This is a genomic window from Streptomyces pactum (genome assembly GCF_016031615.1).
GTDB classification, from domain to species: Bacteria; Actinomycetota; Actinomycetes; order Streptomycetales; family Streptomycetaceae; genus Streptomyces; species Streptomyces pactus.
Genome location: NZ_JACYXC010000002.1, coordinates 383,213 through 399,934, shown reverse-complemented (window position 1 = coordinate 399,934; position 16,722 = coordinate 383,213). Strand labels below are relative to the sequence as shown.

Annotated in this window: 12 protein-coding genes; 6 read left to right on the top strand and 6 right to left on the bottom strand. The window is 74.3% G+C overall.

The window, feature by feature from the left end; translation table 11 throughout:
* Window positions 1-52: 52 nt before the first annotated feature.
* Window positions 53-1,240, bottom strand: a complete 1,188-nt coding sequence (locus IHE55_RS29960) for an MFS transporter (protein WP_197992619.1) — start codon at window positions 1,238-1,240, stop codon at window positions 53-55.
* Between the two features lie 55 nt (window positions 1,241-1,295).
* Here IHE55_RS29960 and IHE55_RS29955 point away from each other — a divergent pair, with 55 nt between their 5' ends.
* The 5 genes from IHE55_RS29955 to IHE55_RS29935 all read left to right on the top strand — a co-directional run bounded on the left by IHE55_RS29955 (window position 1,296) and on the right by IHE55_RS29935 (window position 6,659).
* Entirely contained in the window at window positions 1,296-2,039 is a 744-nt protein-coding gene (locus tag IHE55_RS29955) for an AraC family transcriptional regulator (RefSeq protein ID WP_197992543.1), read from the top strand.
* A 413-nt stretch (window positions 2,040-2,452) separates the two neighbouring features.
* Window positions 2,453-3,421: a DUF8832 domain-containing protein gene (locus IHE55_RS29950; RefSeq protein ID WP_232266986.1), complete on the top strand. Its 969-nt coding sequence runs from the start codon at window positions 2,453-2,455 to the stop codon at window positions 3,419-3,421.
* 112 nt (window positions 3,422-3,533) lie between these two features.
* Window positions 3,534-4,064 (top strand): carboxymuconolactone decarboxylase family protein, encoded by a 531-nt coding sequence (locus IHE55_RS29945; protein ID WP_197992542.1) that lies wholly within the window; start codon window positions 3,534-3,536, stop codon window positions 4,062-4,064.
* An 88-nt stretch (window positions 4,065-4,152) separates the two neighbouring features.
* Window positions 4,153-5,415: an MFS transporter gene (locus IHE55_RS29940; protein WP_197992541.1), complete on the top strand. Its 1,263-nt coding sequence runs from the start codon at window positions 4,153-4,155 to the stop codon at window positions 5,413-5,415.
* A gap of 338 nt (window positions 5,416-5,753) precedes the next feature.
* Window positions 5,754-6,659: an NADP-dependent oxidoreductase gene (locus IHE55_RS29935; RefSeq protein ID WP_197992540.1), complete on the top strand. Its 906-nt coding sequence runs from the start codon at window positions 5,754-5,756 to the stop codon at window positions 6,657-6,659.
* Window positions 6,660-6,779: 120 nt separating this feature from the next.
* Here IHE55_RS29935 and IHE55_RS29930 read toward each other — a convergent pair whose 3' ends face one another.
* Both IHE55_RS29930 and IHE55_RS29925 read right to left on the bottom strand, forming a co-directional pair.
* On the bottom strand, window positions 6,780-7,613 hold the full coding sequence (locus tag IHE55_RS29930; RefSeq protein WP_307826948.1) for a cytochrome c oxidase assembly protein: 834 nt from the start codon (window positions 7,611-7,613) through the stop codon (window positions 6,780-6,782).
* Between the two features lie 11 nt (window positions 7,614-7,624).
* On the bottom strand, window positions 7,625-8,110 hold the full coding sequence (locus IHE55_RS29925; protein WP_197992538.1) for a DUF2243 domain-containing protein: 486 nt from the start codon (window positions 8,108-8,110) through the stop codon (window positions 7,625-7,627).
* Between the two features lie 144 nt (window positions 8,111-8,254).
* Here IHE55_RS29925 and IHE55_RS29920 point away from each other — a divergent pair, with 144 nt between their 5' ends.
* Window positions 8,255-8,788 (top strand): hypothetical protein, encoded by a 534-nt coding sequence (locus IHE55_RS29920; protein ID WP_197992537.1) that lies wholly within the window; start codon window positions 8,255-8,257, stop codon window positions 8,786-8,788.
* A gap of 1,309 nt (window positions 8,789-10,097) precedes the next feature.
* Here the strand turns inward: IHE55_RS29920 and IHE55_RS29915 are convergent.
* The 3 genes from IHE55_RS29915 to IHE55_RS29905 form a co-directional block, all read right to left on the bottom strand.
* Window positions 10,098-11,867: an ABC-F family ATP-binding cassette domain-containing protein gene (locus IHE55_RS29915; protein WP_197992536.1), complete on the bottom strand. Its 1,770-nt coding sequence runs from the start codon at window positions 11,865-11,867 to the stop codon at window positions 10,098-10,100.
* 220 nt (window positions 11,868-12,087) lie between these two features.
* The gene (locus tag IHE55_RS29910) at window positions 12,088-12,381 is read right to left on the bottom strand and encodes an STAS domain-containing protein (RefSeq protein ID WP_197992535.1); all 294 of its coding nucleotides are present in this window, start codon (window positions 12,379-12,381) and stop codon (window positions 12,088-12,090) included.
* A complete protein-coding gene (locus IHE55_RS29905; RefSeq protein ID WP_197992534.1) occupies window positions 12,381-16,550 on the bottom strand; it encodes a SpoIIE family protein phosphatase in 4,170 nt (1,389 codons plus the stop codon). Before IHE55_RS29905 ends, IHE55_RS29910 begins: the two co-directional genes overlap by 1 nt.
* Between the last annotated feature and the right edge of the window lie 172 nt (window positions 16,551-16,722).

Below are 16,722 nucleotides of genomic sequence, written 5' to 3'. Positions count from 1 at the left end.
GTGCCGTGCACCCCCGGCCGGTACGGGTACGGGCCCGCCGGCCGGCGCGGGGCTACGTGTCCTGGCGCACGGCTGTGGGCGCGGGGACGGCGGCCCGGGGCGCGGGGCCGGCGGGTTCGGGCAGGGCACGGAAGAGGAGCCAGCTCAGGAGGGGCATGGCGATCAGCGGGGTGAGGGCCGTCCGGAGGGAGGTGGAGTCGGCCAGGAGCCCCAGCAGGGGGCTGACGAGGCCGCCGATGCTGACGGTGAGGCCGAGGGTGATCCCGCTGGCGGTGCCGACGCGGGAGGGCAGGTAGTCCTGTCCGAGGGTGACCTGGAGGGAGAACGGGACGTACAGGCCGGCGGAGGTGAGGGCCACGAAGAGGAACATCGCCGGGCCGGGCACGTGGACCGCTCCGGCGACGGCGACGACCGACAGCAGGTACGACCAGCGGGAGACACGGACCCGGCCGTAGCGGTCGGCCAGGTTCCCGCCCAGCACCGAGCCGACCGCGCCGCCCAGGAACAGCAGGAACAGGGCGACGGTCCCGCCGGTGGTGCCGCCCGGCGCGCGCTGCTGGGCGTGGAGGGCGATGAAGGTGCTCAGCCCGGTGAAGACGACGGAGCGGAAGACGACCGCCAGGGACAGCTTCACGAACGAGGCCACGTCGTCGGCGGCCCGGGGCACCGGTGCCGTGGACGTGCCGGCCCGGGACCGGGCGAGCATCCGCAGGACGGGCACGCACAGGGCGGCGCCGGCGAGCGCGGGCAGCACCAGCAGCGGTGTCCGGTGCAGGGAACCCTGCCCGATGACCACCGACACCATGAGCGGGGCGAGGGCGAAGCCGATGTTGCCGCCGAGGGAGAACCAGCCCATCGCGCTGTGGCTGCCCCGGCCGGCGATCCGGGCCACCCGGGCGGACTCCGGGTGGTAGGCGGCCACGCCGATGCCGGAGACGGCGACGAAGGCCAGGGTGAGCCCGTAGGAGCCGCTCAGGCCGCTGAGCGCGATGCCCACGCCGCCCAGCAGAGTGCTGGCCGGCAGCAGCCACGGCATCGACCACCGATCGGTGAGCGCGCCGAACACCGGCTGGGCCACCGACGACAGCAGGGAGGCGGCCAGCACGATGCCGGAGGCCACCGCGTAGCTGTAGTCCCGTTCGGCCACGAAGAACGGGATCAGCGCCGCGACGGCGCCCTGGTAGACATCGACGCAGGCGTGCCCCGCGGCCAGCAGGGAGATCGTTGTATTCCTTCGCACCCGCCCCATGCTCGGAGAACCACGTGCTGTCGCGCTTTCGTTAAATTGACAGGTGATGCAGAAAATCCGCCACACTCCGGTCGCGCCGACCCGGACCCAGCGTCTGGCGTCCGGGGGCGAGATCGACGCGCACCGCCATGACGACCACCAGATCGCCTACGCCAGCCAGGGCATCATTGCCGTGACCACCGACGCCGGCTCCTGGGTCGCCCCCGCCACCCGCGCGCTCTGGATCCCCGCCGGCACCGTCCACCGGCACCAGGCCCACGGCGAACTCGACCTCCACCTCGTCGGCCTGCCCGCCACCATCAATCCCCTCGGCCTCGACGAACCGGCCGTCCTCGCCGTCGGCCCCCTCCTGCGCGAACTCATCGTCGCCTACACCCGCGCCCCCGACAACGACGGTCCGCCCCGCCGGCGTCTGCGCGCCGTGCTGCTCGACCAGCTCACCGTCTCCCGCGAACAGCCCCTGCACCTGCCGAGCCCCACCGACCCCCTGCTCCGGGAACTGCACGACATCCTGCGCGCCGATCCCGCGGACAACCGTTCCCTGGACGAGCTCGGACAGCGGATCGGCGCCAGCGCCCGCACCCTCTCCCGCCGGCTCCGCGAGGACCTCGGCCTCACCTACCCCCAGTGGCGCACCCAGATCAGACTCCACCACGCCCTGGTGCTCCTCGCCGACGGCACCCCCGTCACCACCGTCGCCCACCGGTGCGGCTGGTCCTCCGCCAGCACCTTCATCGACGTCTTCCGCCGTACGTTCGGCCACACCCCCGGCGCCCGCCCCACCACCTGACGCGGACCGCGATCCTCCGGGAGGCCTCACCAAAGAGGTCAAGGCCCCGGCGGCCTGCGGCAGTTGCCGTGCCGTCCGGCGGGAGATGCCCGCGTCTCCGGGGATGGGCGGGGAATCGACGGCGCGCCCGTACGGGGGGCGGGCAGAACCGCTTCGCCTGCCCGCGCGTCGCTGCTGCCCCGCTCCGCTCCTTCGGCCGCCGGCCGAGGCGTCCACCGCCGATGCAGCCGTTCGGACACACCGGCGGCCACGGACGCCGGCCGGTGAACGGCCCGCCCGTGGAGACCCACCTGGGCGAACCCCGTCGCAACTTTTCGATCACCGGGCTACCGGAATACCCCTGGGGGGTATATGGTTCCGATCAACGAGCTGATCGGACGGCGCCGGAAGGCGCATCACCACCGGGAGACGTCATGACGAACCACTCCGCCCACGACCACACCAACCACAACGGCCACCAGGGCCACGGCGAGCACACCGGCCACGCCGGACACGGCGGGCACACCGGCCACCAGGACCATGCCGGGCACGCCGGCCACGGCGGCCACGCCGGCCACGGCGGCCACGCCGGGCACGCCGGGCACGGCGGAACCCGGCCCGGCGGACTGTCGGTCTCCGAGAACGGATACACCCTGGAGTTCGACTCGACGATCCTCCCCGCCGGCGTGCAGACGGTCAGCTTCCGGGTGACCGGTCCCGACGGGCGGGCGGTGACCGCGTTCGTGCCCGAGCACGAGAAGGAGCTGCACTTCATCGCCGTCCGGCGCGACACGGCCGGGTTCCAGCACGTGCACCCGGTGCGGGACGAAAAGGGCACCTGGAGCGTCGAACTGGCCCTGGAACCGGGGGACTGGAGATTCTTCACCGACATCCACCCGGCCGGCCACGACGGGACCATGACGCTGGGCATCGACGTGGCGGTCGCCGGACCGTACGACCCGCGCCCGCTCCCCGAGGTGGACCGGACCGCACGGGTCGGCGAGTACACCGTGGTCCTCGACGGCGGACTGGTGCCCGGTGAGGCGAGCGCGCTGACCCTCACCGTCAGCCGGAACGGCCACCCCGTCACCGACCTGGAGCCCTATCTGGCCGCGTACGGGCACCTGGTGGCCCTGCGGGTCGGCGACCTGGGCTACCTCCACGTCCACCCGGAGGGCGAACCCGGTGACGGCACCACCGCACCGGGCCCCGAGATCGCCTTCATGGCGGTCGCGCCGTCGGCCGGCACCTACCGCCTGTACCTGGACTTCCAGCACGACGGCTCCGTCCGGACCGCCGAGTTCACGGTGCGGACCACCGCGCCCTCCCCCGGCCCGGACGCGGCGGCCCAGGCCGCGTCCGGGCACGGGAGCCACCACCACGGCGCCCACGCACACCACTGACGGAGTGACGCCCCTGATCCGTGGCCGCGTCACCCGGCGCGGCCACGGGGGCCCGACCCGTCGAGCCCGGGCCCGCCGCCCGGGCCCCGTCCCCCGCACCGGAAGGAGCGTCATGCCCCGCCTGACCCGACTCACGCCCGACACGGCGGTCGGCGCCTCTCGTGATCTTCTCGCCGACCTGGTCTCCCGCCATGGCCACATCGGCGACATGGTCTCCACCATGGCGCACTCACCGGCCGTCCTGGGGGGCTACCTCCAGCTCAGCCGGGCCATGGGACGAGCCAAGCTCGACCGCAGGACCGGCGAACGGATCTCGATCGCCGTCCAGGCCCGGCAGGGATGCGGGCTGTGCCTCGACGCACACATCAGCGCCGCCCGCGCCCTCGGAGTGGACGAGGACGAGATCGAGCGGGCCCGCGCCGGCACCTCGGCCGATCCGGCGACCGCGGCGATCATCGCCCTCGCCCTCCAGATCTACCGCGAGCCGTCCTCGATCACCGATGAGCAGGTCGACGCGCTGCGCGAGCACGGCTACAGCGACCGGGCGATGGCCGATGTCGTCGGCATCGTCGCACTCAACATCCTCACCGGCGCCTTCAACCTGCTCGCCGGCCTCACACCGGACAGCGCCACCGGTGCCTGAACCCGAAGACACCCCCGCCTGTGCGCGTGGGGCACGGCCTCCGCCCCGGGCCCGTGCCCCACCGCAGGGACACGGAAGGAACCACGCCATGCGTCTGTTCGCCATCCGCGACTACCGCCATCTGTTCAGCGCCCAGGTCATCGCCCTGTTCGGCACCGGGCTGACCACGGTGGCCCTGGGCCTGCTCGCCTACGACCTCGCCGGCCCGCGCGCCGGCATGGTCCTCGGCACCGCCCTCACCATCAAGATGGTCATGTACGTCGTCATAGCGCCGCTGGCCGCCGCGTACGTCGACCGGTTTCCCAGACGGACCCTCCTGGTCCTCCTCGACGTGATCCGCGGCGCGGTGGTCCTGGCCCTGCCCCTGGTCAGCGAGGTCTGGCACATCTACGTCCTGATCGGCCTGCTCCAGGCCGCCTCCGCCGCGTTCACCCCGACGTTCCAGGCCGTCATCCCCGACATCGTCACCGACGAGTCCGACTACACGCGCGCCCTGTCCGCCTCCCAGGTCGCCTCCACCATGGAGAGTCTGCTCAGCCCCGTGCTGGCGGCCGTCGCCCTGACGTTCATCGGCTTCGACCACCTGTTCCTGGGCACCTCCGCCGGATTCCTGCTCTCCGCCCTGCTCGTCGCCCGGACACGCGTCCCCGACGCCCGCCCCAGCACCCACACCACGGCCTGGGACAAGGCGGCGGCCGGGATCAGGACCTTCTTCAGGACACCGCGCCTGCGTGGCGTCATGGCGCTCAACCTCGTGGTCGCGGCGGCCGGGTCGATCGTCGTCGTCAGCACCATCAACCACGTGCGTGACGAGCTCGGCGGCTCGCAGTCGGACGTCGCCTGGATGCTCGCCGCCTCCGGCACCGGGACCCTGCTGGCCGCCCTCGTCCTGCCCCGCATCCTGGACCGGATCAGCGCCCGCACCGTCATGATGACCGGGGCCGCAGTCCTCGTCGGCGGTACGACCGCCGCGGTGACGCTCATCGCGGCCGGCCTCACCACCTGGACCGGCACGGCGGTCATCTGGACCGCGATCGGCACCGGCATGGCGCTGATCATCACCCCCACCGGCAAGGTCCTGCGCGCCTCCGTCGGGCGGAACGCGATCCCCGAGGCGTTCGCCGCCCAGTTCTCCCTGTCGCACCTGGCCTGGCTGATCACCTATCCCATCGCCGGATGGTTCGGCACGAACGCCGGAATCACCGCCGCCTGGTCCGTCCTGGCCGTCCTCGCCGCGGCGGGAGCGATCGGTGCCCTTCTGCTGTGGCCGCGCCACGACGGACCGGACGCCGTGACGGCGCCCGTGAAGGCGCCCCACACCGACCGGTCGGCCCTGGTCAAGGCCGCGTGAGGCGCCGCGGACCGCGCTCCGGCCGGTCACACCACGCACCACGCACCTGCACCGCCGGCCGGACACACCGGAACGACCGAGGCCGCCGACCCGCTCCCGCGGGCGGCGGCCTCGTCCCGTCCCCGTCCCCGGGCGGGGCCGACCCACGACCCCCGCCCGGCGGCGAGGTCGCGATCGCAGGCGGTACCGAGCCCGTTCGTGACATCGGGGCCGGCCGGTTCGCGCGTCCCGTCCCGTGCGCCGCCGGTGCGGCGTGCGCGGCGTCGTCGCACCGGGAATCCCTTGATCATCAACGGTGTTGGGCCCTGCGTCGGCATCCGTGGTGGAAAGGGCCTTACATGCGTGCCATACAGATCGATCGCTTCGGCGCCCCCGACGTCCTCGACCTCGTGGACGTTCCCGAACCCGAGCCCGGCCCCGGGGACGTGCTGATCCGCACCGTCGCGACCAGCATCAACCCCGTGGACGACAAGACGCGGCAGGGAGCCATCGGCGAAGGAACGCCGCCACTGCCGATGACACTCGGCTGGGACCTGGCCGGCATCGTGGTCGACGGCGGCAGCAGCGGGCTGAGCACCGGCGAACGCGTCATCGCGATGTCGCATCAGCTCAGCTCCGGCCGGGGCACCTGGGCCGCCCTGGTCGCGCTCCCCGCCCGGGCGGTCGCCGCCGCACCGCGGTCGGTCAGCCTGGCCGAGGCCGCCACACTGCCGCTTCCCGGGCTGACGGCGTGGCAGACGCTGGAATGGCTGAACGTCAGGGCCGGTGAGCGGCTGCTGATCACCGGTGCCGCCGGCGCGGTGGGCGGGCTGGCGCTGCAGATCGCCCGGGCCCGCGGCGCCGAGGTGGATGCCCTGGTCTCCCGGAAGTCGCAGCTCGTCTTCGCCCGCGACCACGGCGCCGGCCTCGTCACCACCGACCGCCACGCGCTGAAGGAGCGTGCCTACGACGCGGTCTTCGACACCTTCGGGGCCTTCGTGACCGAGGCGGTCGCCGACGGCGGCCGGTACGCGTCGATCGCCACCCAGGCGGGTCCGGTCCCCGACCTGTCCTCACGAGGTGTGCGTACCACGGTCCATCAGGTACGCGAGGACGGCGCGGGGCTGAACGAGCTGGCCGGACTTCTCGACGCCGGCTCCCTGCGGCTGCGGGTGCACTCCACCTTCGGTGTCCAGCGGATCCGGGCCGCCCACGCACGGTTCTCCGAGGGCGGCCTGGCGGGAAAGATCGTCGTGAATTTCTGACGCCGGCGTGGGCAACTCGCCCGCGCAGCTGCCCGGGGCCCGCGCCGGAGCCGGCGCTCGCTCCTCCCCGTCCTGGCACCTGCCCGCCGATCGCCGGCCGGCGTCGGGACGGCGAAGCACTCACCCGACCTTCACGTCCCGGCGCGGCGCGTGCCCACCGGTCCCGTTCCGGTCCGCCCGGGCCCGGCGCGTCCGGGCGCGGCCGGTCGCCGCGTACCAGGAGCCGGCCAGGACGACGGCCAGCGCGGCCTCGGCCAGGTCCCCGCCGTAGTACATGACCTGGGCGCCGGTGTGCAGGTCGGAGGCGCTGAAGGCGGTGCCGGGCGGTCCGGCCGCGTACAGGCTCCTGGCGAGCGCGGCGTGCGCGGCGCCGGCGGCCAGCAGCATCGCCCCGCGCAACCTCGGGCTCCAGCGGCGGCGTACCGGGTCGAGCCCGCAGACGCTGAAGGTGAACAGCAGCCCGGCGGCCATCACGTGGAGGTGGACCAGGACGTGCAGCCACGGCACCTCCCGCGCGGTGGCGAACAGCCCGGTGCGGTACAGCAGCCACAGCCCGCCGGCATCCAGCAGGGCCGCCAGCGGAGGGAAGAGGAGCCAACCGGCCCCGCGGGAGTGGGCCAGGGCCAGCAGCGCCCTGCGCCCGGCGCCGGGGGCCAGGGCACGCAGGGCCAGGGTCACAGGGCTGGCGAGCACGAACAGCAGCGGGGCGAACATGCCGGCGACCAGGTGCTGCACCATGTGGGCGGTGAAGGGACCGCCCGGCGAGGAGCCGACCGCCGCCCAGGCCAGGCTCGCGCCGCCGGCGGTGAACGACGCGTCGCGCCACCGGGGCCAGGCGTCCCCGCGGCGCCGCAGGCGGGCCGCGGCCGACAGGTAGACGGCGGCCGCGAGCAGCCCGGCCGCCGCGGTGACCGGTCCGGCCGGGCCGGGGTCCACGGCCGTGCCGGGGTGCACATGCGCGAGGATCACTCCGCCGCCCCGGGGCGACGGGCCGCACGGACGGCCAGTGCCACGCCGGTCAGCAACAGGGCCAGGCCGCCGAGGTTCCACGCCCAGTCGTAGGGGGTGACATCCACGCCGTAGCGGATCTGGTGCAGGCGCAGCAGCTTGTGGTCCACGATGCCGTCGAAGAGCTGGAAGAGCCCCAGCCCTAGGAGGAATCCGGCCCGGGCGTGGGCCGGGGCCAGGGCACGGCGGCGGCGGAGATCGGCGAAGAGGAAGAACCCGACGACCAGGGCCAGCAGTTCGGCGGTGTGCAGCAGCCCGTCCGACAGCAGTCCCACGCCGGAGGTGGAGCGGTCGTAGAAGTGGTGCCAGCCCAGGATCTGGTGGAAGACGATCTCGTCCACCGCGGCCATCACGGCGGCCCCGATCACCGCGCACACCACCATCGACCTGCGCTGCTCGGGCCGCGCGGCGGGGACCGCCGGCGGCCGGGCCGGTGCGCTCATAAGGACCTGCCTTCCTGGCATGGACGCGTGTGCTGCCCGAACGCCTACCCCTTCGCACCGGCGGCGTGGCCGCCGGGCAGGGCATCCGGGTGAGCCGACCGGAAGTGCGGGTCGGGGCGACGGTCGGCGGGTACCCGCACTGGCATGATCAAACGCGCGCTGTGGCAGGGACTGGTCTCCGGAACGGCCGGGGGCCTGGTGATGACGCTCGGCGAGAAACTCGAACAGGCTCTCACCGGGCGGCCCGACTCCCATGTGCCGGCCCGGGTCCTGCAACGCCTGACCGGTCTGCCCGAACACCCGGGGAAGCAGCCCCTGGCGGTGAACCGGGCCATGCACTTCGGCCAGGCCGCTGTTCTCGGTGTGCTGCGCTCGGTCATGGCCCAGGCCGGTCTGCGCGGGCCGGTCGCCTCGGCGAAGTTCACCGTCGTGCGGCTCACCAACGACCAGATCCTGGAGAACGCCACCGGTGTCGGCGCTCCTCCGTCCAGCTGGCCCCGCGGGGAACTCGTCATCGACGTGCTGCACAAGGCCGTTTACGCCTTCGTCACCGGGGCGGTCGCCGACGCCCTCGCCGCTCGGGGCGGACCCGGCCCCGGACAACGGCACGCCACCCTCCGCCCCGGCCGCCGGTCCGGTGCCGGGCCCGTTCCCCGCGAGGACGCCTACGGCAGGTAGCCCCGGGTGGCCCGGCTCCGCACGGGCGCGGACCTCCCGTCGTCGCCTCCCGCTCCCCGGCCCCGCCCCCGGCCGGTCGGCGCCGCACCGCAGGCGAGGCCGGGGCAATCCAGGGGCACGGCCTTGGGCGACTGCATGGGGCTGTGGTGCCGGGACGGTCGTGCGGCGTCGACCGGCCGCCGGACGATCCGACGGTGGCCCGGCGCCGGAACCGCGATCCGCCCCGCCCCGCGACGGCCCCGTGCAGCTTTCCCGGCTCCCGGCGGGTGGCTCCCGGCTCCCGGCGGGCGGCGGGCGGCGGTGCTCAACTGCCGGTTCCTCGCCGCTCGCCCCTTCTCCGCCGGCACGATCACCGCTACCGTGTCGCTGGCCGCCCCGCACACCGGCCCCGCCCGACGTACGGCGACCGTCCTGACCGTGCCCACACGGCTCGGTCGATCCGGCGTTCGCCCGGTTCGACATCCGGGCGAGCGGACCTTGTGTGCTGTCCCCCCTCCGGCTCGGTATCCGCTCATTGCCACGGTCACCGCCCCCGCGTCGCGGGCGGCGGCTGACGATCGTCCGAAGGGAAATCAGGTGCCTTCCATACCTGTCCGGCGGTACTTAACCGCTACCGCCGCCACGGTCCTGCTCGTCCTCGGTACCGCCGCCTGCGGAGGAGGCGGCGAGGACACCTCGGCGGGCGAACCACGCCGCACGGTCACGACGAGCGCCACCCCCACGGCCGAACCCACGGAGCCGGCCCCGAGCCCGACGCCCACGCGGAGTCCGGCACCGACGCCACCCCCGCCTCGCCCGAGCCGTCGACCGAGGCACCCACCACCACACCCCCCGGCACCGAAGCCCACGCCGAAGCCCACCCCGCGGCCGCCACCACCGGTTCCCCCGCCCCCGGCCGTCGGCCGCCGCGTGGAACGGTGAGTGCGAGATCGTCTCGAACGCCGGGAACTGCTACAACGCGGGCCAGTTCTGCCGGAACGTGGACGTGGGCAGCTCCACCCATGCGGCCAACGGCCGGATCATCCACTGCCGGGACGAGGGCAGCCGCAACCGCTGGGGCTACTGACCGTTCGCCTGCCGGGGCGGGGCCGGGGCGCCGGAACCGCGATCCGCCCGCCCGGCCGACGGCCCCGGGAGCTTTACCGGCTCCCGGCGGGCGGATCACCGACCGTTCATCCGCCGGGGCGCCGGCCGGCGGGACCGTCGGGCGTGGCGGCCGGCCCCGGGCCCGGGAGCGGCTCCTCCCCGACCCCGCTTCCGCGAACCCGGCGTACGGAAGCGGCGGCGGCTCGGCCGGCTGCTCCCCGGGTCACTCCCCGCCGGTCCGACGGCCGGGCGGGGGGCTCGGCCGGCGCTCCCGCGGCTGCCGGGCGGAACGTGCCCGCGCCGGGCGGGGCCGGGACGGGCGGGGACGGGACCCCGGCGCCGGGGAGGCGCCCAGCTCCAGCCGCGGCCAGTGGGCGAGGTCCCTGAGCAGTTGCCGGTCGTGCGTGGCGACGACGACGGTGGCGCTGGTGCCGCGGAGCGCGTCGGTCAGCTCGTCCACCAGGGACGGCGACAGGTGGTTGGTCGGCTCGTCGAGGAGGATCAGGCCGGGGCGTCCGGCCAGGGCCAGCGCCAGGTCCAGGCGTCGCCGCTGCCCCTGCGACATCCGTCCGACCGGCGTGCGGAGCGCGTCGTGGTCGAGCAGGCCGAGGGTTGCGAGGGGGACGGTGTCGTCGTCGTGGAGGGCTCCGCGGACCACCAACCGTCCCACGTGGCGCGCGTACACCTCGGTGGCGGTGAGTTCCGGGTCCTGTTCGGCGGTCTCCTGGCCGACCAGGGCGACCCGTGCTCCCGCCGCCGTTCGGACGCACCCGTGCGTGGGACGGAGCGCACCGGCCACCACCGCGAGCAGGGTGGACTTCCCGGCACCGTTCGGTCCGGTGACCAGCAGCCGGTCGCCGCCGTCGAGCGCGAGGTCGAACGGGCCGGTCAGCCGCCCGGCGACGGCGATGCCGTGGGCCCGCAGCTGTGGCGTGCCGGGCCGGACCGACGGATCGGGCCACCGCGGCACCGGCGGCGGCTGGGGGATGTCGATCCGGTGTGCCTCCAGGGCTTCCTGCCGCCGTTTCAGCGCCTGTACGACCGCCGGGGAGCGGGACTGGCGCTGATGCCTGCCGGTTCCCTTCTCCGGACGCCAGCCGGTGGAGAGACGGTCACGGGCGTTCGTCACCGCACCCTCCAGTCGCCGGTGTTCGGCCCGCTGCTCCTCGTGGTCGTGCTCCCAGCGCTCGCGCTCACGGCGCCGGGCCTGCTGCCAGGCGTGGTAATCACCGGCGTACAGGCGGGGTTTGCCGTCGCGGGTCGGGTCGAGGTCGAGGAACCGGTCCGCGATGTCGCCCAGCAGCGCCCGGTCGTGGCTGACGACGGCGAGGCCGCCGTCGTGCTCGCGCAGCCTGCGGGTCAGGAAGTCGAGCCCGTCGGCGTCGAGGTGGTTGGTCGGCTCGTCGAGCAGCAGGGTGTCGTGCCGGGCACCGAGCAGGCAGGCCAGCCGGACCCGGTAGCGCTGCCCGACCGACAGTGCCGACAGCGGACGGTCGCGGTCGGTGCAGGCTCCGAGGGCCGCGAGGGCGACGTCGAGGCGCCGTTCGGTGTCCCACGCGTCGAGCCGGGTGGCGGCCTCCAGCGCGGCGGCGTAGCGGTCGGCGGCGGTGGAGTCGCCCGCGGACAGGGCGTGCGTCGCCTCGTCCAGGTCGGTGAGGGCCGCCAGGGACGCGGCCATCGCCTCGGATGTCAGGGTGCCGACGGTCTCGCCGTCGCGCGCTGTCAGCTCCTGGCGGGCCAGCCCGACGGTGCCGGCCCGGTGCACGGTCCCCTCATCAGGGCTGATCAGGCCGGCCAGGACGTGCAGCAGTGTCGTCTTGCCGCGGCCGTTCTCGCCGACGACGGCGATCTTGGACCGGGCGGAGACGGTGATCGAGACATCGTGCAGGACGCGCCGGTTTCCGCGGGTGACGGTGACGCCCTCGGCGCGGATGTGTGCGCTGCCCGTCGTGGCGGGCGGGGTGGAGGTGTCGTGGGTCGGGGTGAGGTGCAACGGAGGCTCCGCGGCTCGCAGGGGAGCCGGGCAGCGGCAGTCGGCCGCCCGGCGGGGACCGGGACGGCGAGCGCGGTTCGTGCAGGGAGGGGCGCCGCCGTCAGCGGGCGGAGCGGACCTTCTGCGACCAGATGCCTCGTGCCATGCCTGCCATGCTAACAAGCCGCGGGGCCGGCGGGCCTCGTCCGGAGGGACGACGGGTACCGGCAGGATCGCGGCGCTACTCGTCCGCACTCCGGACGGTGGTCAGCGCGGCGAGTCCGGAGATGTCCATGACCGGCGCCAGGAGGGGGCCGGCGATGAGTTCGATGCGGTCGGCGTGGGCGAACAGCACGCTCAGGCCGGCGCTGTCGAGGTACTCCACGCCGGTGAGGTCGATGACCAGGCGTCCCGGCAGGTCCTCCAGGGCGGCGGCGAAGGCGCCGGTGTTGCTCATGTCGATCTCGCCGACGGCCTTGAGAACCGCCGTTCCGTCCGGGCCGTGTCCAGGCGTGAGGGTGAGCGGTGTGGTCATCAGGCGATCCTCGCGTGCATGTCGACGGTGGTCCCGACGGGGCCGGGCGTGATGGTGACGTGGTGCATCAAGGCGCGCATCAGGGCGACACCGCGGCCCCGGTGAGGGTTGGCCTCCGGGTCGGGCGTCTTCCAGCGGCCGGTGTCGCTGATGGTCAGGTGCAGGTCGTCCACGAGGGCTTCGGCCCGGAGGCGGACCTCGTCCCGGGGGGTGTCGCGGTGGCCGTGCTCGATGGCGTTGGCACAGGCCTCGCCGGCGGCGACCAGGATGTTCTGCACGGTGGTCGGGGGCAGGTCGCACCGGTCCAGCCAGCTGCGCAGGGTCTGGCGCACGGGTGCGAGCTGGGAGGACTCGGCGGGGAAGGTCACGTCCAGCGGGGCGGGGTGCCGGTACAGCAGGAGGGCGACGTCGTCGTCGTAGCCGGTGGCCGGGGCGAGGCGGGCCATGACCTGGGTGGCGAGGTCGTCGATGGAGACGTCGCGGCCGTCCTGGATGGCCTCGCTCGCCTGGCCGATGCCGGTGGTGAGGGGGCGGCGGCGCCGTTCGACCAGCCCGTCGGTGTACATGAGCAGGGTCGCCCGGGCCGGCAGGACGCACTCGGCCTGCGGGCGCTCGGCGCCCGGCCGCACGGCCAGCGGCGCGGAGCGGCCGTCGTCCAGGAGGCGGGTGGTGCCGTCGGGGTGGGCCAGGATGGCGGGCGGGTGGCCGGCGCTGGAGTAGGTCAGCTGCCCGGTGGCCGGGTCGAGGATGCCGCAGAAGACGGTGGTGCACACCGCGCCCGGGATGCCGGCGGCGAAGTGGTCCAGGGCCATGAGGGTGTGGGCGGGGCCGGCGTTCTGCAGGAGCAGGGCCCGGCAGGCGCTGCGCAGCTGGCCCATGACCGTGGCGGCCTCCAGTCCGCGGCCGACGCAGTCGCCGACGACGATGCCGATGCGGCCGTCCGGCAGGGTGACGGTGTCGTACCAGTCGCCGCCCACTTCCAGGGGCCGGGCGGCGGGTTCGTAGCGGACGGCGAATCCCTCGGGCAGCCGGGAGGGGCCGAGGATGGCGCGCTGCAGGGCCAGGGCGGCTTCCCGCTGCTGGTCGAGCTGGTGGGCGCGGGACAGGCCCTGGGCGAGGTGGCCGGCCAGCAGGGACAGCAGGAGCTGGTCCTGGTCGGTGAAGGGGCGGTGGTCGCCCAGGTCGATCCAGATCCCCAGGGGCCCCTCGGGGTGTTCGAGTGCGACGCCGGCGCCGGTGGCACGGCCGGTGACCGGGGTCAGCGGCCGTCCCTCACGCAGGTTTGTCAGTGCGCCGCGGGTCTCCTCGGGCAGGTCCTGCCAGGTCGCGCCGGGGTCGGTGCCGGTGACCGCCGGTGTGTCGCCGCTGAACACGGCGGCCGTCACGCGGGGGGCGCGCCACAGCTCCTTCAGCGCGTTCAGGGCGCCGGACAGTACCTCGGGCAGGCTGGTGGCCCGGGACAGGAGCATGCTCAGGGACGCGAGGGCCGATTCGCGCCGGACGGCGTAGTGCTCGGCGGTGACGTCCCGGAAGGTTCCCACGACGACGGTGCGTCCGGTGTCCGGGTCGCGTGCCTGGTTGAAGGTGGCGCTGACCCACAGCCGGTGGCCGTCGCGGTGGGTGACGGGGAGGGTGTGGCTGCCGTGGGGCCGGTCGAACAGCCCGGCGTGGGCGGCGGCGACCTGCTCGTGGGCGTCGGGGTCGGCGCCGGCGTCGGGCCACCACGGGTACGGCGGGGTGTAGGGCAGGCCCTCCGGGCCGTAGCCCAGCGTGTCGGCGAACGCGCCGTTGATCTCGATGACAGCTCCGGTCTCGTCGCAGACGAAGAAGGACTCCTGCAGGGACTCGATCAGCGCGGTGCGCCAGCGGGCGTGGTGGCTGCGCATGCGCGACAGCTCCACGTTGGCCCGGACCCGGGCGAGCAGTTCGGCGGCCGCGAAGGGCTTGACGAGATAGTCGTCGGCGCCCGCGTGGAGGCCCTCGACGGACGCCTCCTGGCCGGCCCGGGCGGACAGCAGCAGCACGGGGACGGCGGCGGTGCGCTGGTCGGCGCGGAGCGCCGCGACCAGGCCCAGGCCGTCCAGACGGGGCATCATCACGTCACTGATGACCAGGTCGAACGCTTCTCCCCGCACCGTGTCCAGGGCCGCCGCCCCGTCGACGACGGCGCGCACCTCGTACCCGGCGCCGGTGAGCAGGCGGGTGAGGTAGTCGCGCATGTCGGCGTTGTCGTCGGCGACCAGGACCCGTGCGGGGGCCGCGGGCGCGAACGCCGCCGCGCCGGCGCCGTCGTCCGGGGCCCGGGACACGTCCCTGGCCACGCCGCTCCGTGCGCCCGGCAGCCAGCGCAGCGCCTCCTGGAGGTAGGGGTCGGCGGCGTCGCGGAGCGCCCCGGCGGGCGTCCCGGGGGGTGCCAGGGAGTCGGCGGGCAGATGGGCGGTGCCGAAGGGTATCCGGATGGTGAAGCGGGTGCCCTCGCCCTCGGTGCTGTCCGCGGTGATCGTCCCGCCGTGCAGGCCGACGAGTTCCCGCACCAGCGCCAGACCGATGCCGCTGCCCTCGTTCGAGCGTGAGCGGGCGTTCTCGATGCGGTGGAACCGTTCGAAGAGCCGGGGCATCTCCGCGGCCGGTACGCCGATGCCGGTGTCGGTGACGGTGATCACCGCCTCGCCGTCGCCGGCCCGGAGGGTCACCTCGATCGCTCCGTCGAAGGTGAACTTCAGGGCGTTGCTGAGCAGGTTGAGGACGATCTTCTCCCACATGCCGCGGTCGATGTGCACCGGCTCGGGCAGGGCGGGGCAGTCCACGGTGAAGGTCAGGCCCGCGCTCTCCACGGCGGAGCGGAAGACGCCGGCCAGTTCGGCGGTCACCTCGGCCAGGTCGACCGGCTCGTAGCGGGCCCGCATCCGGCCCGCCTCGATGCGGGAGAAGTCCAGCAGGCTGTTGACGAGTTTCCCCAGGCGCAGGCCGTTGCGGTGGATGGTCTCCAGGTCCTCCCGCGCCTGCGGGTCGGACGCGGCGAGCCGGGCGCGCAGCTGCTCCAGCGGGCCCATGATCAGGGTCAGGGGTGTGCGGAACTCGTGGCTGATGTTGGAGAAGAAGGCGGTCTTCGCCCGGTCCAGCTCGGCCAGTTCCTCGGCACGGCGCTGCTGGCTCTCGTAACTGCGGGCGCTGGCGAGGCCGGTCGCGATGTGTCCGGCGACCAGTTCCACGAAGCTGCGGTACTCCTCGCCCATCGGCCGGTACCGGTTCAGGCCCGCCACCAGGAAGCCGTAGGGAGTGCTGCCCTGCCGTACCAGGGGCACCACCAGCGCCTGTGTGGGCGGCTGCTTCCACGCGCCGCTCGGCAGGCCGTCGAAGGCGGCGCCGGTGAGCTCGACCAGCGCCGGCTCGCCCCGGGCCGCGGTGGCCGCCGGCCAGATCCCGGAGGGCTCGCCGCCCGGCAGCGTGGCGGGCGCGGCAGGGTGCCCGGCCGGCAGTCCGGTGGTACCCGCCAGGTGGGCGCTGCCGTCCTCCTGGAACAGGTAGGTCGCGGTGAACGGCAGGTCGCGCCGGTTGCGGCCGAGCTGGTGGTCGATGAAGGCCAGCATCTGCTGCTCGGTGCGGACCACGCTGGGGTCGGAGCCCAGGTCCCGCAGCGTCGCCATCCGCCGTTCGCCGATGACCCGCTCGGTCTCCTCGCTGACCACGCACAGCATGCCGACCAGCTGCCCGTCGTCGCCGCGCAGCGGGCTGTAGGAGAAGGTGTGGTAGCTCTCCTCCGCGAAACCGGACCGCTCCACGAACAGCAGCAGTGCCTCGTCCCAGGTGGCCACCCCCGTGGTGAGCACGGTCTCGACCCGGGGGCCGATGTCGTCCCAGATCTCGGCCCACACCTCGTTCGCCGGCCGGCCCAGCGCCCACGGGTACTTGCGGCCCAGCGTGTCCCGGCGGTAGGCGTCGTTGCAGAAGAACGTGAGGTCCGGTCCCCATGCCATCCACATCGGGAACCGGGAGGACAGCAGGATGCTCACCGTGGTCCGCAGGCTCTGCGGCCACTGCTCCGGCGGACCGAGCGGGGTCTTCGCCCAGGCGACCCGGGCCAGGTCGGCGCCGACCCGGGGGTCCACGGCGAACAGGTCGGTCACGTCTGCCGGCAGCGGCCCCGCTCCGGGGTCGTTCGTCGCCATCACATCTCCCCGCTCACACCGGCTGCTCCACGTCCCGGTTCCGGCACGCCCACCGTCCCGCGCCGCCGGCCCCGGGCCCCCGCACAGCCCGGTTGACGTGCTCCGTAGGATAGACCAGCCGTTACGGCGGCGAACGTCCGCATGCGGGCCTTCCGCGGGCCGGAGGGAGAAC